Origin of the sequence: Sphaerotilus natans, from assembly GCF_900156335.1 — a bacterium.
Lineage (GTDB): Bacteria > Pseudomonadota > Gammaproteobacteria > Burkholderiales > Burkholderiaceae_C > Sphaerotilus > Sphaerotilus natans.
The window spans coordinates 308,304-333,514 of record NZ_FTMZ01000002.1 but is presented as its reverse complement, the minus strand read 5'-3'; the positions used below and the strand labels follow the sequence as shown (position 1 = coordinate 333,514).

Annotated in this window: 25 protein-coding genes; 12 read left to right on the top strand and 13 right to left on the bottom strand. The window is 69.9% G+C overall.

Features of this window, described 5'->3' with window-relative positions:
• Positions 1-153 precede the first annotated feature (153 nt).
• From BW996_RS03275 to BW996_RS03245, 7 genes are all read left to right on the top strand, one after another.
• Entirely contained in the window at positions 154-1,059 is a 906-nt protein-coding gene (locus BW996_RS03275) for a lysophospholipid acyltransferase family protein (RefSeq protein ID WP_037479950.1), read from the top strand.
• Positions 1,056-1,952, top strand: coding sequence for an LpxL/LpxP family acyltransferase (locus tag BW996_RS03270; protein ID WP_076458590.1), 897 nt, complete (start codon positions 1,056-1,058; stop codon positions 1,950-1,952). The genes BW996_RS03275 and BW996_RS03270 overlap by 4 nt, the downstream gene beginning before the upstream one ends.
• A gap of 535 nt (positions 1,953-2,487) precedes the next feature.
• Positions 2,488-2,958, top strand: a complete 471-nt coding sequence (locus BW996_RS03265; protein WP_051631711.1) for a MerR family transcriptional regulator — start codon at positions 2,488-2,490, stop codon at positions 2,956-2,958.
• Between the two features lie 16 nt (positions 2,959-2,974).
• A complete protein-coding gene (locus BW996_RS03260) occupies positions 2,975-3,556 on the top strand; it encodes an RES family NAD+ phosphorylase (protein WP_037479766.1) in 582 nt (193 codons plus the stop codon).
• Positions 3,557-3,579: 23 nt separating this feature from the next.
• Positions 3,580-4,470, top strand: a complete 891-nt coding sequence (dapF, locus tag BW996_RS03255) for a diaminopimelate epimerase (protein ID WP_037479768.1) — start codon at positions 3,580-3,582, stop codon at positions 4,468-4,470.
• 96 nt (positions 4,471-4,566) lie between these two features.
• Positions 4,567-5,262, top strand: coding sequence for a DUF484 family protein (locus tag BW996_RS03250; RefSeq protein WP_037479770.1), 696 nt, complete (start codon positions 4,567-4,569; stop codon positions 5,260-5,262).
• A gap of 91 nt (positions 5,263-5,353) precedes the next feature.
• Positions 5,354-5,986: a DUF6647 family protein gene (locus tag BW996_RS03245; RefSeq protein ID WP_051631712.1), complete on the top strand. Its 633-nt coding sequence runs from the start codon at positions 5,354-5,356 to the stop codon at positions 5,984-5,986.
• Here BW996_RS03245 and xylB read toward each other — a convergent pair.
• From xylB to BW996_RS03205, 8 genes are all read right to left on the bottom strand, one after another.
• Positions 5,940-7,409: a xylulokinase gene (gene xylB / locus BW996_RS03240; protein WP_037479962.1), complete on the bottom strand. Its 1,470-nt coding sequence runs from the start codon at positions 7,407-7,409 to the stop codon at positions 5,940-5,942. The genes BW996_RS03245 and xylB overlap by 47 nt on opposite strands.
• 22 nt (positions 7,410-7,431) lie before the next feature.
• Positions 7,432-8,376, bottom strand: a complete 945-nt coding sequence (locus BW996_RS03235) for an AraC family transcriptional regulator (RefSeq protein WP_037479772.1) — start codon at positions 8,374-8,376, stop codon at positions 7,432-7,434.
• Between the two features lie 17 nt (positions 8,377-8,393).
• Positions 8,394-9,806 (bottom strand): D-arabinitol 4-dehydrogenase, encoded by a 1,413-nt coding sequence (gene dalD / locus BW996_RS03230; protein ID WP_037479774.1) that lies wholly within the window; start codon positions 9,804-9,806, stop codon positions 8,394-8,396.
• Positions 9,807-9,838: 32 nt separating this feature from the next.
• On the bottom strand, positions 9,839-10,573 hold the full coding sequence (locus tag BW996_RS03225; RefSeq protein ID WP_206539499.1) for an SDR family oxidoreductase: 735 nt from the start codon (positions 10,571-10,573) through the stop codon (positions 9,839-9,841).
• Positions 10,573-11,604 (bottom strand): ABC transporter ATP-binding protein, encoded by a 1,032-nt coding sequence (locus BW996_RS03220; protein ID WP_037479777.1) that lies wholly within the window; start codon positions 11,602-11,604, stop codon positions 10,573-10,575. Before BW996_RS03220 ends, BW996_RS03225 begins: the two co-directional genes overlap by 1 nt.
• A gap of 35 nt (positions 11,605-11,639) precedes the next feature.
• On the bottom strand, positions 11,640-12,473 hold the full coding sequence (locus BW996_RS03215) for a carbohydrate ABC transporter permease (RefSeq protein WP_037479779.1): 834 nt from the start codon (positions 12,471-12,473) through the stop codon (positions 11,640-11,642).
• A gap of 11 nt (positions 12,474-12,484) precedes the next feature.
• Positions 12,485-13,345, bottom strand: coding sequence for a carbohydrate ABC transporter permease (locus BW996_RS03210; protein WP_037479781.1), 861 nt, complete (start codon positions 13,343-13,345; stop codon positions 12,485-12,487).
• A gap of 141 nt (positions 13,346-13,486) precedes the next feature.
• Positions 13,487-14,797: an ABC transporter substrate-binding protein gene (locus BW996_RS03205; RefSeq protein WP_037479782.1), complete on the bottom strand. Its 1,311-nt coding sequence runs from the start codon at positions 14,795-14,797 to the stop codon at positions 13,487-13,489.
• 335 nt (positions 14,798-15,132) lie between these two features.
• Here BW996_RS03205 and BW996_RS03200 point away from each other — a divergent pair, with 335 nt between their 5' ends.
• Positions 15,133-16,314 (top strand): class I SAM-dependent rRNA methyltransferase, encoded by a 1,182-nt coding sequence (locus BW996_RS03200; RefSeq protein ID WP_037479784.1) that lies wholly within the window; start codon positions 15,133-15,135, stop codon positions 16,312-16,314.
• Positions 16,315-16,342: 28 nt separating this feature from the next.
• Here the strand turns inward: BW996_RS03200 and BW996_RS03195 are convergent, their stop codons facing one another.
• Positions 16,343-16,849: a TlpA disulfide reductase family protein gene (locus tag BW996_RS03195; RefSeq protein ID WP_037479786.1), complete on the bottom strand. Its 507-nt coding sequence runs from the start codon at positions 16,847-16,849 to the stop codon at positions 16,343-16,345.
• A 216-nt stretch (positions 16,850-17,065) separates the two neighbouring features.
• On the opposite strand from BW996_RS03195, the gene BW996_RS03190 reads away from it, so the two are divergent.
• From BW996_RS03190 to BW996_RS03180, 3 genes are all read left to right on the top strand, one after another.
• Entirely contained in the window at positions 17,066-17,623 is a 558-nt protein-coding gene (locus BW996_RS03190; protein WP_051631713.1) for an Lcl domain-containing protein, read from the top strand.
• Positions 17,624-17,732: 109 nt separating this feature from the next.
• Positions 17,733-19,184 (top strand): Asp-tRNA(Asn)/Glu-tRNA(Gln) amidotransferase subunit GatB, encoded by a 1,452-nt coding sequence (gene gatB / locus BW996_RS03185; RefSeq protein ID WP_037479787.1) that lies wholly within the window; start codon positions 17,733-17,735, stop codon positions 19,182-19,184.
• 82 nt (positions 19,185-19,266) lie between these two features.
• A complete protein-coding gene (locus BW996_RS03180) occupies positions 19,267-20,406 on the top strand; it encodes a branched-chain amino acid ABC transporter substrate-binding protein (protein WP_037479790.1) in 1,140 nt (379 codons plus the stop codon).
• A gap of 22 nt (positions 20,407-20,428) precedes the next feature.
• Here the strand turns inward: BW996_RS03180 and BW996_RS03175 are convergent, their stop codons facing one another.
• Both BW996_RS03175 and pyrE read right to left on the bottom strand, forming a co-directional pair.
• Positions 20,429-21,097 carry a hypothetical protein gene (locus tag BW996_RS03175; protein ID WP_037479792.1) on the bottom strand — a complete coding sequence of 223 codons (669 nt, stop codon included), beginning with the start codon at positions 21,095-21,097 and terminating at the stop codon, positions 20,429-20,431.
• Positions 21,094-21,789, bottom strand: a complete 696-nt coding sequence (gene pyrE / locus BW996_RS03170) for an orotate phosphoribosyltransferase (RefSeq protein ID WP_037479794.1) — start codon at positions 21,787-21,789, stop codon at positions 21,094-21,096. Before pyrE ends, BW996_RS03175 begins: the two co-directional genes overlap by 4 nt.
• Before the next feature lie 18 nt (positions 21,790-21,807).
• On the opposite strand from pyrE, the gene BW996_RS03165 reads away from it, so the two are divergent.
• Complete coding sequence (locus BW996_RS03165; protein WP_037479796.1) at positions 21,808-22,614, top strand: exodeoxyribonuclease III; 807 nt, start codon at positions 21,808-21,810, stop codon at positions 22,612-22,614.
• On the opposite strand, the gene BW996_RS03160 is transcribed toward BW996_RS03165, so the two are convergent.
• Positions 22,604-23,731, bottom strand: a complete 1,128-nt coding sequence (locus tag BW996_RS03160) for a LacI family DNA-binding transcriptional regulator (protein ID WP_076458584.1) — start codon at positions 23,729-23,731, stop codon at positions 22,604-22,606. The genes BW996_RS03165 and BW996_RS03160 overlap by 11 nt on opposite strands.
• Before the next feature lie 57 nt (positions 23,732-23,788).
• Entirely contained in the window at positions 23,789-25,204 is a 1,416-nt protein-coding gene (locus tag BW996_RS03155; RefSeq protein ID WP_037479798.1) for an alpha-glucosidase/alpha-galactosidase, read from the bottom strand.
• Between the last annotated feature and the right edge of the window lie 7 nt (positions 25,205-25,211).

Sequence of the window (25,211 nt, the reverse complement as noted above, 5' to 3'; positions counted from 1 at the left end):
TGAGGAGCCTGCGGCGAACGCTTTAGCGGCATTTTTTCCACTTCTGCCGAAAATCTCTCGATTTCGGCAGGTGGCGTGCCCGGTTCAGGACCTGGCCCGTCGCCCCGCAAGTTGTTCCTTAACTCGGCGAATGTGACGAATTCTATGCCCGTGATCGCCTCCCTGTTCAACGCCGCCTCGAAGGCCCCGCTGCCGTTGCTCCACCGCATCGGCGCGCTGCTGGGCTGGATCACCTGGTGCGCCTCGCCGACCTACCGGCGCCGGATGCGGGCCAACGTCGAGCAGGCCGGGCTGCCGTGGTCGCAGGCGCGCCCCGCGGTGGCCTCGGCCGGACGCATGGTGGCCGAGCTGCCGTGGCTGTGGTGCCGCCGCCCCGATGCGCCGCTGGGCGAGCTCGTGCGCTGGGAAGGCGCCGAGCATGTCGAGGCGGCGCTGGCGCGTGGCCGCGGCCTGGTGATGCTCACGCCCCACCTGGGCTGCTTCGAGATCATCGCCCAGGCCTATGCCGAGCGCTGGGGCGGCCAGCGCGCGATGACGGCGCTGTACCGCCCGGCGCGCCAGCCCTGGCTGCGCGATCTGGTGGCGCAGTCGCGCAACCGCCCTGGCCTGGAGACAGCGCCGGCGACGCTGGCCGGCGTGCGGCAGATGATCCGCGCGCTGCGCAAGGGCGGCACCATCGGCCTGCTGCCCGACCAGGTGCCGCCCGAGGGCCTGGGCACCTGGGCGCCCTTCTTCGGCCGCGAGGCCTACACGATGACGCTGGCTGCGCGCCTGGTGCAGCAGACCGGCGCCGACTGGCTGCTGCTGGCCTGCGAGCGCCTGCCCGGCGGGCGCGGCTTCGTCATCCGCGCGAGCCTGCCCGACGAGGCGCTGCCCACCAGCGCCGACGAGCCCGACGCCGAGCGCCTGGCCGTGCGCAGCGCCGGCGTCGTCAACCGCGCGATGGAGCGGCTGATCCGCCAGAATCCCGGCCAGTATCTGTGGGGCTATCACCGCTACAAGGCGCCGCGCGCGCTGGCGGAACCGGCCCCCGCGCCTGCATCCGACGCTTCCGCATGAAATCCTTTCTCTCCAACCTGGCCGCCCGGCTGGTGCTCGGCCTGCTGTGGCTGCTGCACTGGCTGCCGCTGGGCCTGCAGACCCTGCTCGGCCAGGGGCTGGGCGCGCTGCTGTGGCGCCTGGGCAAGTCGCGCCGGCGCATCGCGCTGCGCAACCTCGAGCTGTGCCTGCCCGAGAAGACGCCGGCCGAGCGCGAGGCCATCGCCCGCGCGCACTTCGGCTGGCTGGGCCGCAGCTTCCTGGAGCGCGGCATGCTCTGGTACGCCTCGCGCGAGCGGCTGTCGCGGCTGATCCAGGTCGAGGGCGACGTGAAGCTGGCCGAGCGCAGCGAGCGCCCGGTGATGTGGCTGGTGCCGCATTTCCTGGCGCTGGACGTGGCCGGCGTCAGTGTGCTGCTGAACCAGAGCCGCCACGCCGGCTCGATCTATCAGCGGCAGAGCAACCCGGTCTTCGATGCGGCGATGCGCCGCGGCCGGCTGCGCTTCGGCAACGCCGAGATCTTCGCCCGCAGCGAGGGCGCGCGCGCGCTGATGCGCGCCATCAAGCGCGGCGACGCCTTCTTCAACCTGCCCGACATGGACTTCGGCGCGCGCGACGCGGCCTTCGTGCCCTTCTTCGGCGTGCCGGCGGCCACGCTGCTGGCGCCGTCGCGCATGGCGCGTGCGCTGGGCATGGTGGTGCAGCCGGTGGTCAGCGAGATGCTGCCCGGCGGACAGGGCTGGCGCATCCGCTTCCTCGAGCCCTGGACCGACTTCCCCACCGACGACGCGGTGGCCGACACCGCGCGCATGAACCGCTGGATCGAGCAGGAGGTGCGCCGCCTGCCCGAGCAGTACCTGTGGGTGCACAAGCGCTTCAAGACCCGGCCCGAGGGCGAGGCGGGGTTGTACTGAAGTCAGAAAGAGGGGGATTGCTCCTCGGTCGGCAGCTGGCGCTACACTTCCGAACTTAACGAGATTGACGAAATTTCGTTACCACAGGGAAGTCAAAATGCTGAATGCAGCGGGTCAAGTGGACTGTGAGCCTCTTCTTCAGGACAGCCGAAGTTGCCAATGGCGGGGCTACTGTGAGCGGCTCCTATGGATGCTCTTTGGGCGTGACTTGGTGTGTGGGCCGGTGTTGCCGTCACGAACCGCCTATGAAGAGTTTCTGGCAGCAGCTGATCTGGAGCGAGCTGTCTTGGAGATCCAGCGTCGCATACAGATGCAGCTAAGCCTGCCCGAGTCTGTTTTTCGTGTTGCCAAGCAAGCCAGCACACCGCCTAGCCCGCCTGTCCGAGCGTCAGTTCGGTACCTTCTCAGGATGAGCTTGGCCAGAGCATTCCGTAAGCAAGGCCAGACTGCACCTCGTTCCAGCAGCTTCTTCAGCCAAGCCAAGGTCAACGCGCGCAATGCGCCTTGAATGTTCGCTTTTCAGTCTCCTTCGACCATGAAACCCCAGACGACTGAAACCTCGACGTCTTCCGTCCTTCCCCGCCGAAGCGCGCGAGCCGCCCGACCTTCGCCCTACCTGACCCCGACCGAGACGAATGCGCTGCTGCATGCCAGTCTCGACAGCCGCCTGCGCCGGCTCGATCAGGCCGACATGATGAGCACCGACGAGGCCGCCGCCCTGCTGGGCACCAGTCGCGTGACCATCAACGCCTGGATCGGCAAGGGCCGCTGCATCGGTCTGACGCAGACCAAGCGCGGATTCAAGGTGCCGCGCTGGCAGTTTGAGCCGACCGTGTGGGCGCATGTCGCGCCGATCGGTCAGGCACTCGGGCTGAGCGAGGGCTGGGCGCTGCTGAACTTCTTCGAGACCCCGCACGGTGGCCTCGAAGGATTGACGCCGCGACAGGCCTTGGAACAGGGTCAGGCCGAGCGTGTGCTCGCTGTGGCCCGGACGGAAGGCGCCTGAACCGCGATCTTCCCGCATGAAACTGAGCGATCTCACCTACTGCCAGGAACACACGCTGCCGCGGCTGCACTCGATGTACCGCATCCAGCGCACCCGCCGCACCGCCAGCACCGTGGCGGTCGGCCCGGTGCGGTTGCCGCCGACCGGGCTGATGAGCGGCCGATTCGACCTGCCGGACACGCCGGTCGGCTATTTCGCCGAGGAACCCGAGACGGCGGCCTACGAGACACTGGCGCGGCGCGAGGCCCATGTGCTGTCGATCGCCGACCTGCGCCAGCGCAGCCTGCTCTGGGTCCAGCTTACCGAGCCGGTGCTGCTGCTCGACCTGCGTCCGCATGCGCCCACCTGGCCGGTGCTGACCTCGCTGCGCTTCGGCTGCACGCAGGAACTGGCCGCCGACGCGGTCTGCCACGGCTATCAAGGCCTGATCTACCGCTCCGCCCAGCAGCACGAGCACGACTGCTACGTGCTGTTTGGCTCGGCGCTCGACCGGCTGCGTCGTGTGGAGAGCATCCCGCTGGTGGATGCGGCCACGGGGGGCTTGCACCATCTGCTGCGCGACGTGGCCCGCGGTGCGCAGATGCCGTTCGTCCCATGATGTCCGCCCCGGATAATCCCGCCATGACCACCCGCCCGCCCCTTCCGTTCACCAAGATGCACGGCCTCGGCAACGACTTCGTCGTGTTCGATGCCACCCGCGCGCCGCTGGCGCTCAGCGAAGACCAGCTGCGCTTCGTCGGCGACCGACGCTTCGGCATCGGCGCCGACCAGATCCTCGTCGTCGAGCGGCCGCAGGGGCCGGACGCCGATTTCCGCTACCGCATCTTCAACGGCGCCACCGGCGAGGAGGTCGAGCACTGCGGCAACGGCGCGCGCTGCTTCATGCGCTTCGTGCGCGAGCAGGGCCTGACCGACCGCGACGAGGTGCGCGTCGAGACGATGAACAACCGCATCGTGCTGCGCATGCAGGCCGACGGGCGTGTCACCGTCGACATGAACCAGCCCATTCTCGAGCTCGAGCGCGTGCCCTTCGACCCGTCCGGGCTGCAGCCGCGCCTGGAGAACGGCGCCGAGCTGTGGCCGCTGGCCAATCCGGCCGCGCCCCAGGAGCAGGTCGAGGTCGCGGTGGTGTCGATGGGCAACCCGCATGCGGTGCAGCGCGTCGACGACGTGGACACCGCGCCGGTGGCGCAGGTCGGGCCGTGGGTGGAGTCGCATCCGCGTTTCCCGCGCAAGGTCAACGCCGGCTTCCTGCAGGTGGTCGCGCGCGACCGGGTGCGGCTGCGCGTCTTCGAGCGCGGCGCCGGCGAGACGCTGGCCTGCGGCACCGGCGCCTGCGCGGCGGTGGTGGCGGGCATCCGCCTGGGCTGGCTGGACGCGCGCGTCGATGTCGAGACCCGCGGCGGCGAGCTGACCATCGAGTGGGACGGCCCCGGCAGCAGCGTGCGCATGACCGGCCCGGCGGTCACCGTGTTCCAGGGCGAAGTGGTGCTGCCGGCGGCTTCCTGCTGAACCGGATCGGCTTGTGCATTCAAGGCGCGGATGAAGGGCATCCGGCCGGCTTTTCCTTCGGGTGACTGGCGGGGGGCTGCGCTACCCTCGCTCGCCATGAGCAGCATTCCGGGCCGACTGAGTGGCCTTTCCGAGGACGACATCGCCAGCTATCTGGTGCAGACGCCGGGTTTCTTCGAGCGTCATGCCGAGCTGCTGGCCCATGTCGAGCTGGCCAATCCCCATGGCCAGCGCGCCGTCTCGCTCCAGCAGCGCCAGATGGAGATGCTGCGCGAGCGCATTCACGGTCTCGAGCGTCGCCTGATGGACATGATCCGCCATGGCCAGGAGAACGCGGTGCTGTCGGACCGGCTGCACCAGTGGGTGCGCGGCCTGATGCTGCTGGCCGATCCGCGCGACATTCCGGACATGCTGGTGATCGATCTGCAGGAGCAGTTCATGGTCCCGCAGGCCGCGATGCGGCTGTGGGAGGTGGCGCCGGACTTCGAGTCCGAGCCGGTGGCGCGCGACGTCAGCCCCGAGCTGCGCCGCTTTGCGTCCAGCCTGGTCACGCCCTGCTGCGGCGCGCACACCAGCTTCGAGGCGGTGCAGTGGCTGGCGCAGCCCGCCGCGGTGGCCTCGCTGGCCTTGCTGCCGCTGCGGCGCAGCATGACCTCGCCGGCCTTCGGCATGCTGGTGCTGGCCTCGTCCGACCCGATGCGCTACACGCCCGAGATGGGCACCGATTTCCTGGTGCGCATCGCCGAGCTGGCCAGCGCCGCGGTGACCCGGCTGCTTCCCGACGGCGGCTGACCCGCCAAGACCGCCCGGGCGCCGGGGTTTCGGGCGCGCTGCCAGCATCGTGGGCGGTCTTCGCCTGATGCGGTCCGCGAGGAGGCTTGTGATGCCCGTGCCGCTGTCCGCGTTCACCATCGCCCTGGAGGTCGCCTCGGCCTCGGTCCCATCGCCGGATGCGCTGCTGCTGCAGGCGCTGCTGGCCGCCGCGGTGCGGCTGTCCGGTCTGCCGGCACCGCCGGTCGACACACCGGTGCCGGTGCTGGTCGAACTGCCAGCCGCCGAGCTGCACCGTCAGGCCTGTCCCGAGCGCTCCCGCGCCTGCATGCACCTGATCGCCTGGCATGACGCCGCCGCAGGCCGGGTGCTGCTGAGCGACCAGCTCGACTGGCGCATGCGGCCGGTCGATCGCTCCTTCGTGCTGCACGAGCTGGTGCATGTGCTGCAGGCGCGGCGCCCCGGCAGCCCCCGCGACGACGACTGCGCCCGCGCGCTCGACGACGAGCGCCTGGCCTACCGGGTGCAGAACGCCTGGCTGGACGAGCAGGGGCGCACCGAGCGCTTCGGGGGCCGGCTGCATGTGCTGCGCTGTGCCGCCGCGCAGGTCGACGCCGAAGGGCGGATGCTGCTGCGCCGTGCGGGCGGCGACGGCGATGCCGAGGCGCTGATCGGTGATCTGATGCGGCGCCGGGGCCTCAACCCGCCGGAAACAAGCCCTCCACCGCCCGGTACAGCGCCCTGAAGCGCGCATGGCGGGCGGCCAGCCGCGCGGTCTCGGCCGGATCAGGCGAGAAGGTCGCGGCGATCTCGGGTGCGGGGCAGACCGCGTCGAGCGTGCCGCCATCGGCCAGCCAGGCCAGGCGCGCGGCGCCCAGCGCGCCGCCGGCCTCGCCGCCGTGGCGGGTGACCATCGGCACGCCGATCGCGTCGGCCAGCAGCTGCGCCCACAGCCCTGAGCGCGCGCCGCCGCCCACCAGCGTGAGGCTGGCCACCTCGCCCGGCTGCACGCCCAGCGCATGCCAGCCGTCGAGCAGCCCGAAGCTCACGCCCTCGATCACCGACCAGCCCAGCGCGGCGGCGTCGTGCTCGTTGCTCAGGCCGAAGAAGCTGCCCTGCGCGTGCGGGTTGTTGTGCGGCGTGCGCTCGCCGTTGAGGTAGGGCAGGAAGAGCGGCGCGCGTTCGCGCTGCGACGGCGTCATCTGCGCGACCTGTTCGAGCAGCGCTGCCTCGCTGGCGGCGCCGACCAGCCGCGTCACCCAGCTCAGGCCGTTGGCGGCGCTGAGCATCACGCTCATCTGGTGCCAGGTGCCGGGCAGCGCGTGGCAGAAGGCGTGCATCGCGCTGGCCGGGTTGGGACGGAAGCGGTCGCTGGTCAGGAAGATCACGCCCGAGGTGCCCAGCGAGACGAAGCCCTCGCCCGGCCGCACCGCGCCGATGCCCACCGCGCTGGCGGCGTTGTCGCCGCCGCCGCCGGCGACGATCACGCCCGCCGGCAGGCCCCAGCGCGCGGCCAGATCCGGTTTCAGCCGGCCCGACACCGCGCTGCCCTCGACCAGCCGCGGCATCTGCGCCTCGGTCAGGCCGCAGGCGGCCAGCACCTCGGCCGACCAGCGCCGCTCGGCCACGTCCAGCCACAGCGTGCCGGCCGCGTCGCTCATCTCGCCGACGCGCTCATCCGTCAGCATGAAGCGCAGCCAGTCCTTGGGCAGCAGCACGGTGGCGGTCTGCGCGAAGACCTCCGGCTCGTGCCGGCGCACCCACAGCAGCTTCGGCGCGGTGAAGCCGGGCATGGCCAGGTTGCCGGCGATGGCGTGCAGGCGCGGGCAGGCGGCCTCCAGCTCGGCGCACTCGGCGCCGCTGCGGCCGTCGTTCCAGAGGATGGCCGGGCGCAGCACCGCGCCGGCGGCGTCCATCAGCACCGCGCCGTGCATCTGGCCGGACAGGCCGATCGCGCGCACCCGCGCCAGCGCCTCGGCGTGCTGTGTGCGCAGCCGGGCCATGCCGCGCTCGGTGGCGGCCCACCAGTCGGCCGGATGCTGCTCGCGCCACAGCGGGCGGGGCTGCTGCAGCGTCAGCGGCTCGTCGAGGCTGGCGACGACCTGATGGCCGGTGTCCAGCAGCACGAACTTGATGCCGGAGGTGCCCAGGTCGAGACCGAGGTACAGGGGAGACGTGCTCATTGCGGGCTCACGGGCTGTCCGGCCGGGTGCCGAAGCGGTTGTCGGCCTGCTTGCGGAACTCGCTCGGCGTCAGCCCCTTGATCTCGAGGAAGCGCCGGTTGAAGTTCGCGACGTTGTTGAAGCCGACCTCGTAGCAGATGTGCGTGATCAGCCGGTCCGATTCCATCAGCAGCTGGCAGGCGCGGTTGATGCGGACGCGGTTGACGAAGTCGGTGAAGGTGTTGCCGGTGGCGCGGCGGAAGAAGCGGCTGAAGCGGCTCTCGCTCATGCCCAGTTCCTGCGCGATGTCGGCCGCCGAGAAGGCCTGGCCCAGGTGGTCGGTGATGCGGCTGACCACCGCGTCGATCTGGTCGAGCGAGTCGTCGTCGTCGATGCTCTGCATCTGCACGTTCGACAGCAGCCGGTAGTCGGTGCAGGCGGCCAGCTCGGCCAGGAAGTCGCAGAAGGCGGCGAAGCGGCGTGCGCCGCGGGCCTCCTTGACCTTCTGCCAGTGCTGCTGCGCGCGCTCCCCCTGGCCGAAGAACTCGATGCCGTGGCGCGCACGCTCGAGCAGCGGCAGCACCTCGGCCAGCTCCGGGATCAGCTCGGCCGCGCGCACCAGCGGGTCGTGCGAGAACTGGATGACCATGTCGCGCAGCGCGACGCCGCCCTCGGGCAGATCGGTCGACAGCCAGTTGTGCGGCAGCCGCGGCCCGGTCAGCACCAGATGGCCGGGCTGGAACTGCCCGATCCAGTCGCCGACGAAGGCCTTGCCCGAGGTGCTGGTGATCAGGTGCAGCTCGTACTCGTCGTGGTAGTGCCAGCGCGCCAGCGGCGTCGGAAAGCCATGCGAGAGGCAGCGGATGAAGCCGACCTCCTGCGGCGACTCGTAGCCCAGGTCGGGCGAGCGGGCGTAGTCATGCTCCAGCTCGGGCTTGAGCTGGCGTGGCACCGAACGCGGCCGGGCGGGCATCGAGGCGCCTCCGGGTCTCAGCGCGCGCTGGCGCCGGGATGCGCGGCGACGAAGGCCGCCACCCGCGCGCTGGCGCGGCGCACCGCATCCACCAGCCGCGTGTCGCCCGCCAGCTCGCCCCACAGCGGCCGGTCGGCGCAGAAGGCCGCCACCGGGTCCGCCGCGTCGCAGATCGCGTGCGCGACCGCCGGGTCCATCGCCTGGTCCTGGTAGGTGTAGGGAATGCCGCCGCGGTGCCAGACCTGCAGGTAGGCCAGGAACAGCGCCGGCAGCATCGCCACGCTGTCGATGGTGGCGCCGGCGGCCAGGCGCTCGCGGATGGTCGGCGCGATGAAGCCGGGAATCTTGCTGAAGCCGTCCATCGCCACGCGCTGGTTGGTGTCGCGGATGGCGGGATTGCCGAAGCGGTCGAGCACCACGTCGCGGTAGCGGGCCAGGTCGATCGGGCAGGGATGCTCGGGCGTGTCCAGCACCGGGATGGTGTCGTCGGTGACGTAGTCGAAGGCCATCCGGCGGATGACCGGATCGTGCGTGCCCTCGTGGATGTAGAGATGGCCCACCAGCGTGCCGGCCCAGGCGATGCACGAGTGAGTCGCATTGAGCAGGCGGATCTTGGCCTCCTCGTAGGCGTCCACCGACTGCACCATCTCGACGCCCACTGCCTCCCAGGCCGGGCGGCCGGCGATGAAGTTGTCCTCGATCACCCACTGGATGAAGCTCTCGCCCATCAGCGCGGCGGGGTCGTCCACGCCGGTGGCGGCCAGCACGCGCTCGCGCACGTCGGGCGTCGGGCGCGGCGTGATGCGGTCGACCATTGCGTTCGGGCTGGTGGTGTTGGCCTGCACCCAGGCCAGCAGCGCGGCGTCGCCGACGAGCTCGATGAACTGCAGCAGGCCGCCGCGCGAGCGATCGCCGTTGTGGCGCAGGTTGTCGCAGTTGAGCAGCGTGACCGGGCCGGCGCCGCTCTTCATGCGCGCGCGCAGGATGGCGGTCAGCGCGGCGTAGATCGTCGAGCCCGGCTGGCCGGAGCGTGCGGCGTCGAGGTCGGCGCGCAGGTCGGCGAAGGTGGCCAGGTCGAGCCGGTTCTTCGCGTCGAGGTAATAGCCCGCCTCGGTGACGGTGAAGGAGATGATCTTCGTGTCGCTGCTGGCGCCTTGCGCGATCAGCCCGGCCAGATCGGGCGAATACGCGATGACCTGGCGGATCGAGCCGATGCGGGTGTAGCGGTGCTCGCCGGCCGGGGAGATGGTCTCCAGCGTGTAGGCGCCGCCCTGGGCCTGGAGCGCGGCGATCGTCTCGGCCATGTCGGGCCGGGTGTTGCCGCCGGCCAGTTGCCAGCCGGTGTCGCCGCTCTGGATGAGCTCGTGCAGGTAGACAGCCAGATGGGCGCGGTGGAACGAGCCCAGGCCGAGGTGCAGGATGACGTTCATGGTGGGGCGTCTTGTCGGAAGGGGTGTTCTGCTCAGAGGTCGAAGTTCGACGGCATCAGCACGACGTCGCGGATGGTCACGCCGCGCGGACGGGTCAGCATGAAGGTGATGACCTCGCCGATCTCGGCCGGCTCGATCAGGCTGCCGGAGGCGCGGGCGGCGGCCAGCTTGTCGGCCGGCCAGTCGGCGATCAGGCCGGTCAGCACCGGGCCGGGCGAGATCGAGCCCACACGCAGGCCGTGCTTGAAGACCTGGCGGCGGGTGGTCTGCACGAAGCAGTCGATCGCCCACTTGGACGAGGCGTAGACCGGCTCCCACGGCGTCGGGTAGTGCGCCGCCAGCGAACTGGTCACCAGGATGTCGCCCGAGCCGCGCGCGATCATGTGCGGCAGCGCGTCGCGCACGTTCTTCATGACGACCGCGACATTGAGCTGCAGCATGCGGTCGATCGCGTCGGTGTCGGCATCGACCAGATCGCCGCCGATGTAGAGCCCGGCGTTGGCGTGCAGGATGTCGAGCCGGCCAGCGCGCTCGAGCACCTGCGGCACCAGCGTGCGGCACTGCGCGGCGTCGAGCAGGTCCAGCGGCAGCGCGATGACCGCATCGCCATGCACGGCCTGCATCGCCGCCAGGCCCGCGGCGTCGCGGTCGACCAGCACCACGCGCGCGCCGCCGGCCAGCAGCGCTTCGGCGCTGGCGCGGCCGATGCCCGAGGCCGCGCCGGTGATCGCGGCCACCTGGCCTTCGAAGGGACGGTTCTTCATCATCAACCCACGCGTGCAGCGCGGCCCTGGGCGTCGAAGCGGTGCGCGTTGGCCGCCTCGACGAAGACGCCCACGCGGTCGCCGTTGTGCAGGCCTGAGCGCACCGGCTGGCGCGAGACCAGCTGCGCGCCGCTGTCGACGGTGACGTAGATCAGCGTCTCGGCGCCGAGCGACTCGACCAGCTCGACCGTGCCGGGCAGGCCGCCGGCGCCCGCCTGCGCGGCCGGCTGCAGCGTCACGTCCTCCGGGCGCAGGCCGACGAAGCCGCCCGCGGGCACGCCGGCCACCTGCGGCAGGTGGCGGCCCTCGACCACGTTCATCTGCGGCGAGCCGATGAACTGGGCGACGAACTGGTTGGCGGGGCGGTCGTAGAGCTCCAGCGGGGTGCCGACCTGCTCGATCAGGCCGTCGCGCAGCACGACGATGCGGTCGGCCAGCGTCATGGCCTCGACCTGGTCGTGGGTGACGTAGATGGTGGTGGCGCCGAGGTCGCGGTGCAGCTTGGCGATCTCGACGCGGGTCTGGCCGCGCAGCGCGGCGTCCAGGTTGGACAGCGGCTCGTCGAAGAGGAAGACCTTCGGGGCGCGCACGATGGCGCGGCCGATGGCCACGCGCTGGCGCTGGCCGCCCGAGAGCGCCTTCGGGGTGCGCTCGAGGTACTGCGTGAGGTTGAGGATCTTCGCGGCGCGCTCGACCTTCTCGCGGATGACGGCGGGGTCTTCCTTGGCGAGCTTGAGGGCGAAGCTCATGTTCTCGAACACGCTCATGTGCGGGTAGAGCGCGTAGCTCTGGAACACCATCGCCAGGTCGCGCTTGGAGGAGGGCGCGTGGGTGATGTCGCGGCCGTCGAGGACCAGCTGGCCGCCGTCGATCTGCTCGAGGCCGGCGATCAGGCGCAAGAGCGTGGACTTGCCGCAGCCCGACGGTCCGACGAAGACGATGAACTCGCCCTTCTCGATGGTGAGGTCCACGCCCTTGATGGCGCGGTGCTCGCCGAAGAACTTCTCGATGCCCTGGAGTTGCAGGTAGGCCATGGGAGGATGTCTCGTGGAATGGTTGACGTCGCGGTTCACTTCACGGCGCCGAAGGTCAGGCCCTGCACCAGCTGCTTCTGGCTGAACCAGCCGAAGACGACGATCGGGGCGATCGCCAGCAGCGAGGCGGCCGAGAGCTTGGCCCAGAACAGCCCCTCGGGGCTGGAGTACTGCGCGATCAGCGCGGCCAGCGTGCCGGCGTTGGCGGCGCTGAGGTTGAGCGACCAGAAGGCCTCGTTCCAGCTCAGCACCAGGCACAGCAGCCCGGTGGAGGCGAAGCTGCCCAGCGACAGCGGCAGCAGCACCTGCACCGCCTCCTGCCAGAGCGTGGCGCCGTCCATGCGCGCGGCCTCGAGAATCTCGGGCGGGATCTCGCGGAAGCCCGAATAGAGCATCCACACCATGATCGGCAGGTTGGAGAGCGTGAAGACGATGATCAGGCCGAGCTGGGTGTCGAGCAGCGCCGACTTCTGTGCCAGCACATAGATCGGCACCAGGGCGCCCACCGCGGGCATCATCTTGGTGGAGAGCATCCACATCAGGATGTCCTTGGTTCGCGGGCCCTTGAAGAAGGCCATGGCGTAGGCGGCCGGGCCGGCCAGCGCCAGGCCCAGCAGCGTCGAGACCACGCTGGTCACCACCGAGTTCCAGGCGTAGTGCAGGTAGTCGCTGCGCTCCTGCACCTCGTGGAAGCTCTCCAGCGTCGGGGTGAAGAAGATCTGCGGCGGCACCGCGATGGCCTGCAGCTCGGTCTTGAAGGCGGTCAGCGCCAGCCAGCCCAGCGGGAAGAACAGCAGCAGCGTGATCAGCCAGGCAGCCAGGGTGCGCAGCAGCAGCACCGGTGTCAGGGAGGAGGGACGGGACGACATCGGGAGGCTCCTCACTTGTCCAGGTTCTTGCCGACCAGGCGGATCAGGAAGACGGCGGCGATGTTGGCCAGCACGACCGCGAACAGCGCACCGGCCGAGGCCACGCCGGCGTCGAAGTTCAGCAGCGCCTGCTTGAAGATCAGGAAGGCCATGTTGGTGCTGGCGTCGCCCGGCCCGCCCCCGGTGGTGGTGTAGATCTCGGCGAACACGCTCAGCAGGAAGATCATCTCGATCATCACCACCACCGCCACCGAGCGGCCCAGGTGAGGGATGTAGAGATAGCGCAGCTGCTGCAGGTAGTTGGCGCCGTCCATGCGGGCGGCCTCGATCTGCTCGCGGTCCATCGACTGCAGCGAGGTCACGAAGATCAGCGTCGCGAACGGCAGCCACTGCCAGCTCACCATGATGATCACGCTCAGCAGCGGCCAGTCGGTCAGCCAGTCCACCGGCGCGGCGCCGAAGAACTGCCAGACCTGCGCCAGCACGCCGTAGATCGGGTTCATCATCATGTTCTTCCACAGCAGCGCATTGACCGTGGGCATGACGAAGAAGGGGCTGATCAGCAGGATACGCACCAGGCCGCGGCCCGGGAACGGATCGTCGATCAGCAGCGCGATGGCCGCGCCCAGACCGACCGTGATCAGGATGACGCTGCCCAGCAAGAGCAGCGTGTTGATCACCGAGGTCGTGAACGACGGGTCGGTGATGAAGTATTCGAAGTTCTCGAGCCCGACGAAGCCGCTCTGGTCGGGCTGCATCAGGTTGTAGCGGATCACGCTGAAGTACAGCGTCATCACCAGCGGCACGATCATCCACAGGAAGAGCGTGGCCACCGCGGGCGCCATCAGGGCGCGGGGCAGGAATCGGTTCATGGGTCCACCATCGTGCGCGGCCGGTCAGGTCGTGAAGGGGGTCGGAGGTCGCCCCCCGGCCCGTCTTCACGCCTGCCGGCCATGCCTCACCTCACCACAGGGAGAGGGTCGAGAAGTCGGCTGCAGCGCGCCCTGCGGGCGTCACTTGTAGTAGCCGGCCTTCTTCATCTCGCGCTCGGCGGCCTGCTGGCTGGTCTTCAGGGCAGCGTCGACCGAGGTCTTGCCGGCCAGCGCCGCGCTCATCTGCTGACCGACGGCGATGCCGATGGCCTGGAACTCGGGAATCGCCGCGAACTGCACGCCGATGTAGGGCGACTTCGGCAGCGTCGAGTCGGTCGGGTTGGCGCTGTCGATCGCGGCCTTCTCGGCGGCGGCGAAGCGGGCGGCCTTCTGGAACTCCGGCGAGGCGTAGGTCGACTTGCGGGTGCCGGTGGGCACGTTGGCCCAGCCGTTGGTCTTGGCCACCAGCTGCACATAGTCCTTGCTGGTGGCCCAGCCGATGAACTTCTGCGCGGCATCGACCTTCTTCGAGCCGGCCGGAATCGCCAGATTCCAAGACCACAGCCAGTTGGCGCCCTTCGGCGTGTTCATCGTCGGCGCCTGGGCGAAGGCCATCTGGTCGGCGACCTTGGACTGCTTCGGATCGCTGACGAAGGAGGCGGCGATGGTGGCGTCGATCCACATGCCGCACTTGCCGGCGTTGGTCAGCGCCAGGATCTCGTTGAAGCTGTTGGCGGCCGAGCCCGGGGGGCCGTAGTTCTTCAGCAGGTCGACGTAGAAGTTGATCGCGTCCTTCCAGGGCTTGGATTCCAGCTGCGGCTTCCACGCCATGTCGAACCACTGGCCGCCGAAGGTGTTGACCAGCGTCGAGAGGAAGGCCATGTTGTCGCCCCAGCCCGGCTTGCCGCGCAGGCAGATGCCGTACACGCCGTTCTTCGGGTCGTGGATCTTGGCGGCCAGGTCCTTGATGTCGGTCCAGGTCGGCTTGTCGGCGACCTTCACGCCGGCCTTGTCGGCCAGGTCCTTGCGGTACATCAGCATCGACGACTCGCCGTAGAACGGCGCGGCGAAGAGCTTGCCGTCCACGCTCAGGCCGCTGCGGATGGCCGGCAGCAGGTCGTCGGCGTCATAGGCGGCGTCGGTCTTGAGTTCCTGCAGCCAGCCCTTCTTGCCCCAGATCGGCGCCTCGTACATGCCGATGGTCATGATGTCGAACTGGCCGCCCTTGGTGGCGATGTCGGTCGTCACGCGTTGGCGCAGCACGCCTTCCTCCAGCGTCACCCACTTGACCTTGATGTCCGGGTTGGCCTGCTCGAAATGCTTGGTCAGCTTCTGCATCTCGATCATGTGACCGTTGTTGACGGTGGCGATCACCAGCTCGGTGGCGGCGTTCGCCAGGCCGGCGCTCAGGCCGAAGGCCAGGGCCAGAGCGGCCTTGAGGGTCAGTTTCATCATGTGTCTCCTCGCGGGATGGAACAGGAACGGACGACGTGGGGGCGGCCGGGGCCTCGGCGGTGCAGCGCTGGCACCGGGCTGGAGCGGTCAGCCCCGATCGACAGGCGCAACGATAGGTGCTGGTGCATGCGCCGATTGATACGGATGCAGCCCGTTCATGTACTTCATTGCACGCACAGACCCGGGTTTTCCATAGGTGCACGGAAGAAAGTACAGATTTGTACTTTCTTGCATTGATTCGCTGCAATGCAGCATCGAAACCGGTCGGTGAGCGACGTGTGAGCGAGGGGTGACTGGCGAGGGCCACATCGCTCGCGCGACAATTCCGCCCCATGAAAGTCATCCGTCTGCGTGAAGGCAAGGAGCGCTCGCTCCTGCGCCAGCATCCCTGGGTGTTCCAGGGCAGTGTCGAGAAGGGCCGAGCCGATGCCGGCGAGACGGTCCGGGTCGAGAGCCACGACGGCCAGTTCCTGGCCTGGGCTGCGTTCAGCCCGGACTCGACCATCCGGGTGCGTGCCTGGAGCTTCGAGGCTGCCGAACGCATCGATGCCGATTTCTTCCGTCGCCGCGTCGAGGCCGCAGTGGCGATGCGTGCGCGTCTGGGGCTGCGCAGCAACGGCGTTCGCCTGGTTCACGGCGAGGCCGACGGCCTGCCCGGCCTGATCGTCGATCGCTACGAGGACATTCTCAGCGTCCAGTTCCTGGCCACTGGCGTCGAGCGCTGGAAGTCGGTGATCGCCGATGCGCTGCTGGCGGCCACAGGCTGCACGCGGCTCTACGAGCGCAGCGACTCCAGTGTGCGCCAGCTGGAGGGCCTGCCGCTGGTCAAGGGCTGGCTGCGTGGCGGCGGCGACACCCGCGTGCTGCTGCACGAGCACGACATCCGGCTGACCGTCGATGTCGAGGAAGGCCACAAGACCGGCTACTACCTCGACCAGCGCGAGAACCGGGCGCTGTTCGCGCGCCTGGTGCGCCAGCTCGGCTGCCGGTCGGTGCTGAACTGCTACAGCTACACCGGTGGCTTCAGCGTCTCGGCGCTGGCCGGCGGTGCCACCGAGGTGGTCAGCGTCGATTCCTCCGGCCCGGCGCTGGCGCGGGCCTGCGCGCATGTCGAGCTCAACGGCTTCGATCCCGCGCACCACACCGCGCTCGACGCCGACGTCAACGGCACGCTGCGCCAGATGCTCAAGGACGGCCGCCAGTTCGACGCCATCGTGCTCGACCCGCCGAAGTTCGCGCCCACCGCAGCGCACGCCGACCGGGCCAGCCGCGCCTACAAGGACATCAACCGCCTGGGCCTGAAGCTGCTCAAACCCGGCGGCCTGCTGCTGACCTTCAGCTGCTCAGGCGGCATCAGCGCCGATCTGTTCCACAAGATCGTCGCTGGCGCGGGTCTGGACGCCGGCGTGGACGCCTACATCCTGCAGCGCCTGGAGGCCTCCAGCGACCACCCGACCACGGTCAACTTCCCCGAGGGCGAGTATCTGAAGGGGCTGGTGCTGCTGAAGCGCTGAGCGCGCTGAAAGTCGGTGCCGGGCGCGCTCAGGCGTTCTCCGCCAGCAGCTTCTCCAGCAGCAGGTGCAGCTGCTGGAAGTCGGGCTCGCCGACGTAGCGCTTGACGATCTCGCCCTTGCGGTTCAGCACGAAGGTGGTTGGCGTGAGCTGCACCTTGCCGTACTGGCGCGCGATCTCGCCGGTGTTGTCGATCGCGACCTTGAAGGGCAGCTGGCGCGATTCGGCGAAGCTGGCGACATAGGCCGGCGGGTCGTAGCTCATCGCCACCGCCAGCGTCTCGAAGCCCTTGTCCTTGTACTTCTGGTGGGTCGCGACCAGCTCGGGCATTTCCTTGACGCAGGTGGTGCAGCTCGTCGCCCAGAAGTTGACCAGCACCACCTTGCCCTTGAGCGCTTCGGCCGAGGTCTGCTTCGTGCCGTCGAGCAGGGTGTAGCTGATGGCGGGCGCCTTTTCCTTGCTGCCGACCGCGAACGAGGCGGTCACGGCGATGGCGGCAACGACGGCGGCGGCGAGGGCGATGCGGGCGGCTTTCATGGTGCGGCGAAGTTTACGGCAGCCCCCGCGGCAGCGGCGGGTCTGTGCCGGGGAAGCCCGGCTGTTCGTGCGGCCGCCGTGCCGCGTGGGCCCGGACAATGAACCGATCCGTTCCCGTGGGTTCCGTCCCGTCCTGCCATGTCTTGCGCCGTCCCTGCTTCCCGCCCGTCGGTTGTCTCCTTGTCGTCTACCGGGCTGAGGCTGTCGCGGGCACTGATGCCCTGGCTGCTGCCCTTGCTGCTGCCTTGGCCGCTGACATCGGTCGCGGCGGCGCCCGAACCCCAGGGCCTGGTGGCGGTGTCGAAGGATGGCCAGACGGTGGTCGATGTCGAGAGCGGCCTGGCCTGGTCGCGCTGCGTCGAGGGCATGCGCTGGAGCGGTGGGCGCTGCACCGGCCAGGCGCTGCGGGTGATGCAGTCGCAGGGGCCGGATCTGGCGGCCGTGCGGCGCCAGGCCGACGGCCGACCGTGGCGGGTGCCGCGCGCGATCGAGATGCGCCGGGTGCTGCAGCGCGCCGCAGGTTCGCCCGGCGGCATCGACAAGCTGTTCCCCGACACGCCCGAGGGCTGGCTGTGGAGCGCCTCGGCCACCATCGAGGCCGGTCCGGTCAATATCCACAGCTATGACAGCGTGATGCGCGGGCGCACCTCGGAGAACGAGGAGCGGCTCGACGGCCTGCACGGCTGGGTAATCGACGGCCACACCGGCCGGGCGCGCTCCGACATGAGCCGCGACACGCCGCTGCCGGTGCGGCTGGTGCGCCCGCGCGACTGAGCACGACCGAGGGCGGCCGAGGGCGGCTGTGGCCTGCGGTTTTCCCGAGGGGCGCGGCGATGCCGTAGCATTTCCGCTTTGCGTCCGCGCTGAAGCAACCGCCCGCCCCATGACCGCCTCCCTTCTCGTGCGTGGCTACGAAGTCGTCATCGGCTTCGAGACCCACGCCCAGCTCTCGACCCAGTCGAAGATCTTCTCCGGTGCCTCGACCCGTTTCGGCGCCGAGCCCAACACCCAGGCCTGCGCGGTCGATCTGGCGCTGCCCGGCGTGCTGCCGGTGATGAACCGCGGCGCGGTCGAGCGTGCGATCCAGTTCGGCCTGGCCGTCGGCGCCACCGTCGCGCCGATGTCGATCTTCGCCCGCAAGAACTACTTCTACCCGGATCTGCCCAAGGGCTACCAGATCAGCCAGTACGAGATTCCGGTGGTGCAGGGCGGCCATGTCGACTTCCTGGTCGATGGCGTGAAGCACCGGGTCAACCTGACCCGCGCTCACCTGGAGGAAGACGCCGGCAAGTCGGTGCACGAGAACCTGCACGGCATGACCGGCATCGACCTGAACCGGGCCGGCACCCCGCTGCTGGAGATCGTCACCGAGCCCGAGCTGCGCTCGTCGAAGCAGGCGGTGGAATACGCCCGCGCGCTGCACACGCTGGTGGTGTGGCTGGGCCTGTGCGACGGCAACATGCAGGAGGGCTCGTTCCGCTGCGATGCCAACGTCTCGGTGCGCCGCCCCGGCCAGCCCTTCGGCACCCGGCGCGAGATCAAGAATCTCAACAGCTTCCGCTTCCTGCAGCAGGCGATCGACTTCGAGGTCAACTGGCAGATCGACCAGATCGAGGACGGCTTCGACATCGTCCAGGCCACCGTGCTGTTCGACCCGGACACCGGCGAGACGCGCATGATGCGCACCAAGGAAGACGCGCACGACTACCGCTACTTCCCCGACCCGGACCTGCCGCCGCTGGTGATCGCGCCCGAGTGGGTCGAGCGCGTGCGCGCCGAGATGCCCGAGCTGCCGGCCGCGCTGGCCGAGCGCCTGCAGGCCGAGCACGGCCTGCCGGCCTATGACGCGGCCATGATGACCACCAGCCGCGCCACCGCCGACTATTTCCTGGCCGCGGTCGCGGTCTGTGGCGCGCCCAAGCCGGTGGCCAACTGGGTGATGGGCGAGATCAGCAAGCGCCTGAACGCCGACGGCGGCGACATCGCCGACGCGCCGGTGGGCCCGGCGCTGCTGGGCGCGCTGATCCGCCGCATCCAGGACGGCACCATCTCGAACAACGCTGCCCGCCAGGTCTTCGACGCGCTCTGGAGCGGCGAGGCCACCGACGTCGACGCCGTCATCGAGGCCAAGGGCCTGAAGCAGATGAACGACACCGGCGCCCTGGAGGCCATCCTCGACGAGGTGCTGGCCGCCAATGCCAAGTCGGTCGAGGACTATCGCGCGGGCAAGGAAAAGGCCTTCGGCGCGCTGGTCGGCCAGGCGATGAAGGCGACCAAGGGCAAGGCGAACCCGGCTCAGGTCAACGAGCTGCTGAAGAAGAAGCTGGCGGGCTGACACCCGGCTGCGCCAGCACCCACCGACCTGCGCCGCGACCCGGCGCAGGTCTTTTTTTCATTCATCCCACCAGGATCGAAAAATGACGAGTTCCCGCAGGATTCTGCTGAACGCGCTGGCGCTGGCCGGCCTCGGGCTGGCCGCCGCCGGCCCGCTGCACGCCCAGGAGCGCGTGCGCATCGGCTTCATGAGCCCGCTGACCGGCCCGCAGGCCGCCAGCGGCATCGACAACCGCGACGGCGCGCAGCTGGCCATCAAGGCGCTCAACGCGCGCGGCATCAAGCTCGGCGGCAAGCCGGTGCAGTTCGAGCTGGAGGTCCAGGACGACGGCGCCGACCCGCGCCAGGGCGTGCAGGTCGCGCAGGCGCTGGTCGACAAGGGCCTGAAGTTCGTGCTCGGCCCCTACAACTCCGGCGTGACGCTGCCGGCCTCGCGGGTCTTCGCCGACGCCGGCGTGCTGGTGCTGACGGTGGCCTCGAACCCGAAGGTGACGCAGCCGGCCCAGGCCAACCTCTTTCGCATCGGCGCGACCGACAACCAGCTCGGCGCCAAGATGGCGACCTACGCGGCGCAGGACCTGAAGGTCGCTTCGGTCGCGGTGATCGACGACCGCACCGCCTACGGCCAGGGCGTGGCGCAGGAGTTCATCGCGCAGGCGCAGAAGCTCGGCATCAAGGTCGTCGCCAAGGAATTCACCAGCGACAAGGCGACCGACTTCAGCTCGATCCTGACCGGCATCCGCGGCGCCAGGCCCGACGCGGTCTTCTACGGCGGCTACTCGGCGCAGGCCGGTCCGATGCTGCGCCAGATGCGCTCGCTGGGGCTGAAGGCACCGCTGCTGGGCGGCGACGGCATCTGCTCGTCGGAGACGGCGACGCTGGCGCAGATGAGCGCCGACCTGAACGTCTACTGCACCCAGGGCGGCGCGCTGATGGACCGCAGCGACAAGGGCCGCGCCTTCGTCGAGCGCTACCGCGCCGAGTACAAGCGCGATCCGCTGACCTACGCCGCGGCCTTCCATGACGGCGCCAACCTGCTGGCCGGGGCGATCGAGGCCACGCAGTCGCTCGATCCGAAGAAGCTCGCCGAGCACATCGCCAAAGGCAGCCATGCCGGCGTGGCCGGCGACTACGCCTACGACAGCCGCCACGACCTGCGCTCGTCGGCGGTGACCGTCTTCACCTTCAAGGGCAAGGACGTCGTGGCGCTGAAGAGCCTGTGACGTTGCGCCGCCCGGGCCGGCTTCAGCGCGCTGCCGACGACGGTGCGGCCAGGCTGCCCGGCGTCGCGCCGTTCCAGAGCTGGCGCAGCCGCGCCAGCTCCTGGTCGAAGCTGGCGTTGATGCGCCGGTTCTCGGCCTGGTGGCTCTGCATCGCGTCCTTCTGCGCCTGCGTCGCCACCTGGTTCTGCTCGATCTTCTGCCTGAGCGAGCGCGGCAGCTCGCGGCCCTTGTAGAACTCGGCCTCCTCGCGCAGCTGGCGGCGCTCGCGCTCGAGCTCCTCCATGCGCTTGTCGGTGCTCTGCATGGCCGAGCGCACCGGCTCCAGCGCGGCCTCGCGGGCTGCGTTGTGGCGCTCGATGTCCGGGTAGCGGCTCAGCAGGTTGCGGTCGTGGCGGATCGCGTCGCGGCGGGTGCGCTCCTCGAGCTGCTCGCGCCGGCGCCTGTCCTCGGCGGCGGCGCGCTCCTCGGCGGTCATCGACGGCGGCAGGATGCGCCGCACCGAGCCGTCGGCGCCGCGCACCTGCTGCTCGCGGTCCATGCACTCGGCGATCGGGCGATCGGCGGTCAGGCGCTGGCCGCGGGCGTTGACGCAGGAATAGATGTCGGCCTGCGCCGGCAGCGGCAGCCCTGCCGCGCCCAGCGCGGCGGCCAGCAGCAGTCCGGCAGGAACGCGAGCCGCCGCGCGGCTCACATCTGCACCCCGTAGCGGTCGCGGTAGGCCTGCACCGCCGGCAGGTTGCCGGCCAGGCGTGCGTCCTGCTGCGCGCGCAGGTAGGCCAGCAGGTCGGCCAGCGTGGCGATGGCCACCACCGACAGGCCCAGGTCGCGCTCGACGAACTGCACCGCCGAGTGCGGCGCATCGACGCCGTTCTCGCTGGCCTTTTCCTGGCGGTCCAGCGCGATGGTCACGCCGCAGGGCGTGGCGCCGGCGGCGCGGATCATCGCGATCGACTCGCGCACCGAGGTGCCGGCCGAGATCACGTCGTCGATGATCAGCACCCGGCCCTTGACGGGGGCGCCCACCAGCGTGCCGCCCTCGCCATGGTCCTTGGCTTCCTTGCGGTTGTAGGCGTAGGGCACGTTGCGGCCCAGGCGCGCCAGCTCGATGGCCACCGCCGCCGCCAGCGTGATGCCCTTGTAGGCCGGGCCGAACAGCATGTCGAACTCCAGGCCCGAGTCGATCAGCCGGCGTGCATAGAATTCGGCCAGGCGGCCCAGCCGGGCGCCATCATCGAACAGGCCGGCGTTGAAGAAATAGGGCGACAGCCGCCCCGCCTTGGTCTTGAACTCGCCGAAGCGCAGCACGCCGGCGTCGACTGCAAAAGCCACGAAATCCTGGGCGAGGGCATCGGTGCGGGAGGTGCTTGCGTCTGGGGTCGTCATCTCGGAAGGTCTTTGCTCGTGCGTCTGGTCAGCCTCAATCTCAACGGCATCCGCTCAGCGGCCACCAAGGGCCTTCATGCGTGGGTCGAGTCGGTACGCGCCGATTGTATGGGGGTGCAGGAGCTCAAGGCACAGGCTCCGGACCTGAGCCCGTCGCTGTCCGTCATCGACGGCATGCAGGGTTTCTTCCATCATGCGCAGAAAAAAGGCTACTCGGGCGTGGGCGTCTACAGCCGTGTCACGCCGAGCGAGGTCATCGTCGGGCTCGGCGACGAGGAGTTCGACGCGGAGGGCCGCTACCTTGAAGCCCGTTACGACTCGCCACATCGACGGCTGTCCATCATCAGCTGTTACTTCCCGAGCGGCTCGTCCTCCGAGGAGCGCCAGCAGGCCAAGTACCGCTTCCTGGCCCGCATTGCGCCGCACCTGCGCGCGCTGCGCCAGAGCGGGCGCGAGTTCGTGCTGATGGGCGACGTCAACATCGCGCACCGCGAGGCCGACCTGAAGAACTGGAAGGGCAACCTGAAGAACTCCGGCTTCCTGCCCGAGGAACGCGCCTGGATGACGACGCTGCTGACGCCGCTCGACCAGGGCGGCGGCGGCCTGGTCGATGTCTACCGCCACCTGCACCCCGACACCACCGACGCCTGCTACACATGGTGGAGCAACCGCGGCCAGGCCCGCGCGAAGAACGTCGGCTGGCGCATCGACTACCACCTGGCCACGCCCGGTCTGGCCGAGACGGCCCGCGCCGCCTCGATCTACAAGGACAGCTGGTTCAGCGACCATGCGCCGCTGACGGTGGATTACGACGTCAGCCTGTGAGGGGCTGCAGCAGGCGCTGTCCGCCGCAGGACTGTCTCACCACCAGCCGCGTCGACAGCTCGACCCGCGTGGACTCGGGTTGCCTGCCGCCCATCAGCATGGCCAGCAGGTCCATCGCGGCATGACCGTGAGCCACGGCGTCGGTGTGGACGGTAGTCAGCGGCGGCTCGGCATAAGGCGCCAGCGGAATGTCGTCGAAGCCGACCAGCGCGATGTCCTGCGGCACACGCCAGCCTGCCTCGCGCAGCGCCCGCAAGGCGCCGAAGGCGATGGTGTCGTTGCCGGCGAAGACGGCGTCCAGCGGCGGGCCACCTGCTGCCACTCCCCCTGCCGATGCCAGCAAGGCCTGCATGGCGCGGTGGCCGCTCTCGGCGGTGATGTCGGCCCGCGTGCACCAGGCGGGTGGCACAGGCAGGCCGGCCGTCTGCAGCGCGGCGCGCCAGCCCTGCTCGCGCTCTCCCACCACGCCAGGAGGTGCCTCTGCATGAGACTCGTAGTCGATGAATCCGATCCGGCGGTGACCGCAGGCCAGCAGGTGCTCCACCAGCGCCTGTGCGGCCGCCATGCCGCAGCTGCCGACGCAGGGCAGGCTGCCTAGCCCGGGCAGATCCAGCCCGATCATCACCACCGGCACGCCATGCTCTGGCCCTTCCAGCAGGGCCTGGTTCAGTGCAGTATCCCCTCCGAAGGCGATCAGGCCATCGACCGTGCCGCCGCGCACCAGCGCTCGCACGCGGTCGGCGCTGCTCGGAGCGCTGGCCTCGGCCTCGTCACCGCAGGCCTCGACCAGCAGCCGCAGGCCCTGGGCGCGGCAGCGGTCGTTCACGGCAGCCACCAGCTGTGCCAGGAAGACGTCCACGTACAGGTGCTTGAGCCGCGGGATCAGCACGCCCACCGTGTGGCTGCGCCCGCCGGCCAGGCGTCGGGCGCCGGCATGGGGCGTGTAGCCAAGATCGCGCGCGGCAGCCAGAACGCGCTCGCGCGTGGCCTCGCTGATGCCCTGGTGATCGACCCCGTTGAGCACGAAGGACACGGTGGTGCGCGAGACGCCGGCCGCGCGGGCGACCTCGGTGCTGGTGGGGGGCTTGCGCGGCGGCGGGGAGGCGGGCGAGGACATCGGCAGCAGGCAGGGTGGATCGTGCGGGCCCGCCGGCCGCACGGTGCGCCCGGCGCGTCAGTTCCGCAGGTACTCGGGCAGGATGTCGCCGTGGGCGGCCAGCAGCTCGTCGACCATCGCGCGGATCTGCGACAGATCGAGCTCGGCCGCGGTGTGCGGATCCAGCATCGCCGCATGGTACACATGGTCGCGTCGCTGGCTGAACACCGACTCGACCACCAGCTCCTGGACGTTGACGTTGGTGCGCATCAGCGCGGCCAGTTGCACCGGCAGCGCGCCGACGCGGGTCGGCTGCACGCCGTTGGCATCGACCAGGCAGGGCACCTCGACGCAGCAGCCCTGCGGCAGGTTGTCGATCAGCTGGCGGTTGGGCACGTTGCCGTAGATGACGCTGGGCTGGCCGCTGACCATGCTGTGGATGATGGTGCCGCCGTACTCCATCGAGCGGTTCACCGTGCGCAGGCCCTCGATCAGGCCGGCCGCGCCCCTCACCTCGCGCGGCATGACATGGATCTTTGCCGCCTCCAGCTCGGCGCGCAGGGCAGCCGGATCGGCCGCGCCGGGCTGCTGCAGCTCGCGCTCGATGTGCGGCCAGGCCCGCTCGTAGACCTGGCAGCGGCCGGGGTACTCGTCCAGCGGCACGTTGAAGCGCTCCAGCAGCTCGGGCCGGTCCTTCTTGATGAACCAGGGCGTGTACTCGGCGAAGTGCTCGCTGCTCTCGGTGGCGAAGTGGCCGAGCTGGGCCAGCATCTCGTAGCGCACGCGGTTCCAGTCCGGGGCGCGGCCCTCGGCATGGATCTGGCGCAGGCGCGGGTAGAGGTCCTGGCCGCGGTGCTCGAACCGCAGGTAGAAGGCCATGTGGTTGATGCCGGCGCACAGGTAGTCGATCTCGTCGGCCGGCAGGTCCAGATCACGCGCCAGCTCGTGGGCGGTGCCCTGCACGCTGTGGCACAGGCCCACCGTGGGCACGCGGGTGCTGGCCCGGTTCAGCGCCCAGGTCAGCATGGCCATCGGGTTGACGTAGTTCAGGTGCAGCGCGCCGGGGGCACACAGCGCGTCCATGTCGCGCTGCATGGCCAGCTGCACGGGGATGGTGCGCAGCGCACGCATGATGCCGCCGATGCCGAGGGTGTCGCCGATGGTCTGGCGCAGGCCGTACTTCTTCGGGATCTCGAAGTCGATCACCGTCGACGGGCGATAACCGCCGACCTGGATGGTGTTGATGACGAAGCGCGCGCCGTCCAGCGCGCGGCGGCGGTCGGTGGTGGCGGTGATCAGCGGCCGGGCGCCCAGCAGGCCGGCCAGGCGTTCGGCCACTTGGCGCGACAGGTCCAGCCGGTGGACGTCGATGTCGTGCAGCGCGATCTCGGCCTCGGCCAGCTCGGGCCAGGCCAGGATGTCGCCCAGCAGGTTGCGGGTGAAGACGGTGCTGCCGGCACCGATGAGGGTGATCTTGGGGCGGCGGTGGCTCATGCGGCGG

Bases quoted from the DNA above. Each gene is read 5' to 3' on its own strand.
- BW996_RS03270 (WP_076458590.1), top strand. From the start codon at position 1,056: ATGAAATCCTTTCTCTCCAACCTGGCCGCCCGGCTGGTGCTCGGCCTG.
- BW996_RS03265 (WP_051631711.1), top strand. From the start codon at position 2,488: ATGAAACCCCAGACGACTGAAACCTCGACGTCTTCCGTCCTTCCCCGC.
- BW996_RS03260 (WP_037479766.1), top strand. From the start codon at position 2,975: ATGAAACTGAGCGATCTCACCTACTGCCAGGAACACACGCTGCCGCGG.
- dapF (WP_037479768.1), top strand. From the start codon at position 3,580: ATGACCACCCGCCCGCCCCTTCCGTTCACCAAGATGCACGGCCTCGGC.
- BW996_RS03250 (WP_037479770.1), top strand. From the start codon at position 4,567: ATGAGCAGCATTCCGGGCCGACTGAGTGGCCTTTCCGAGGACGACATC.
- BW996_RS03245 (WP_051631712.1), top strand. From the start codon at position 5,354: ATGCCCGTGCCGCTGTCCGCGTTCACCATCGCCCTGGAGGTCGCCTCG.
- BW996_RS03235 (WP_037479772.1), bottom strand. From the start codon at position 8,376: ATGCCCGCCCGGCCGCGTTCGGTGCCACGCCAGCTCAAGCCCGAGCTG.
- dalD (WP_037479774.1), bottom strand. From the start codon at position 9,806: ATGAACGTCATCCTGCACCTCGGCCTGGGCTCGTTCCACCGCGCCCAT.
- BW996_RS03225 (WP_206539499.1), bottom strand. From the start codon at position 10,573: ATGATGAAGAACCGTCCCTTCGAAGGCCAGGTGGCCGCGATCACCGGC.
- BW996_RS03220 (WP_037479777.1), bottom strand. From the start codon at position 11,604: ATGGCCTACCTGCAACTCCAGGGCATCGAGAAGTTCTTCGGCGAGCAC.
- BW996_RS03215 (WP_037479779.1), bottom strand. From the start codon at position 12,473: ATGTCGTCCCGTCCCTCCTCCCTGACACCGGTGCTGCTGCTGCGCACC.
- BW996_RS03210 (WP_037479781.1), bottom strand. From the start codon at position 13,345: ATGAACCGATTCCTGCCCCGCGCCCTGATGGCGCCCGCGGTGGCCACG.
- BW996_RS03205 (WP_037479782.1), bottom strand. From the start codon at position 14,797: ATGAAACTGACCCTCAAGGCCGCTCTGGCCCTGGCCTTCGGCCTGAGC.
- BW996_RS03200 (WP_037479784.1), top strand. From the start codon at position 15,133: ATGAAAGTCATCCGTCTGCGTGAAGGCAAGGAGCGCTCGCTCCTGCGC.
- BW996_RS03195 (WP_037479786.1), bottom strand. From the start codon at position 16,849: ATGAAAGCCGCCCGCATCGCCCTCGCCGCCGCCGTCGTTGCCGCCATC.
- BW996_RS03190 (WP_051631713.1), top strand. From the start codon at position 17,066: ATGCCCTGGCTGCTGCCCTTGCTGCTGCCTTGGCCGCTGACATCGGTC.
- gatB (WP_037479787.1), top strand. From the start codon at position 17,733: ATGACCGCCTCCCTTCTCGTGCGTGGCTACGAAGTCGTCATCGGCTTC.
- BW996_RS03180 (WP_037479790.1), top strand. From the start codon at position 19,267: ATGACGAGTTCCCGCAGGATTCTGCTGAACGCGCTGGCGCTGGCCGGC.
- pyrE (WP_037479794.1), bottom strand. From the start codon at position 21,789: ATGACGACCCCAGACGCAAGCACCTCCCGCACCGATGCCCTCGCCCAG.
- BW996_RS03160 (WP_076458584.1), bottom strand. From the start codon at position 23,731: ATGTCCTCGCCCGCCTCCCCGCCGCCGCGCAAGCCCCCCACCAGCACC.
- BW996_RS03155 (WP_037479798.1), bottom strand. From the start codon at position 25,204: ATGAGCCACCGCCGCCCCAAGATCACCCTCATCGGTGCCGGCAGCACC.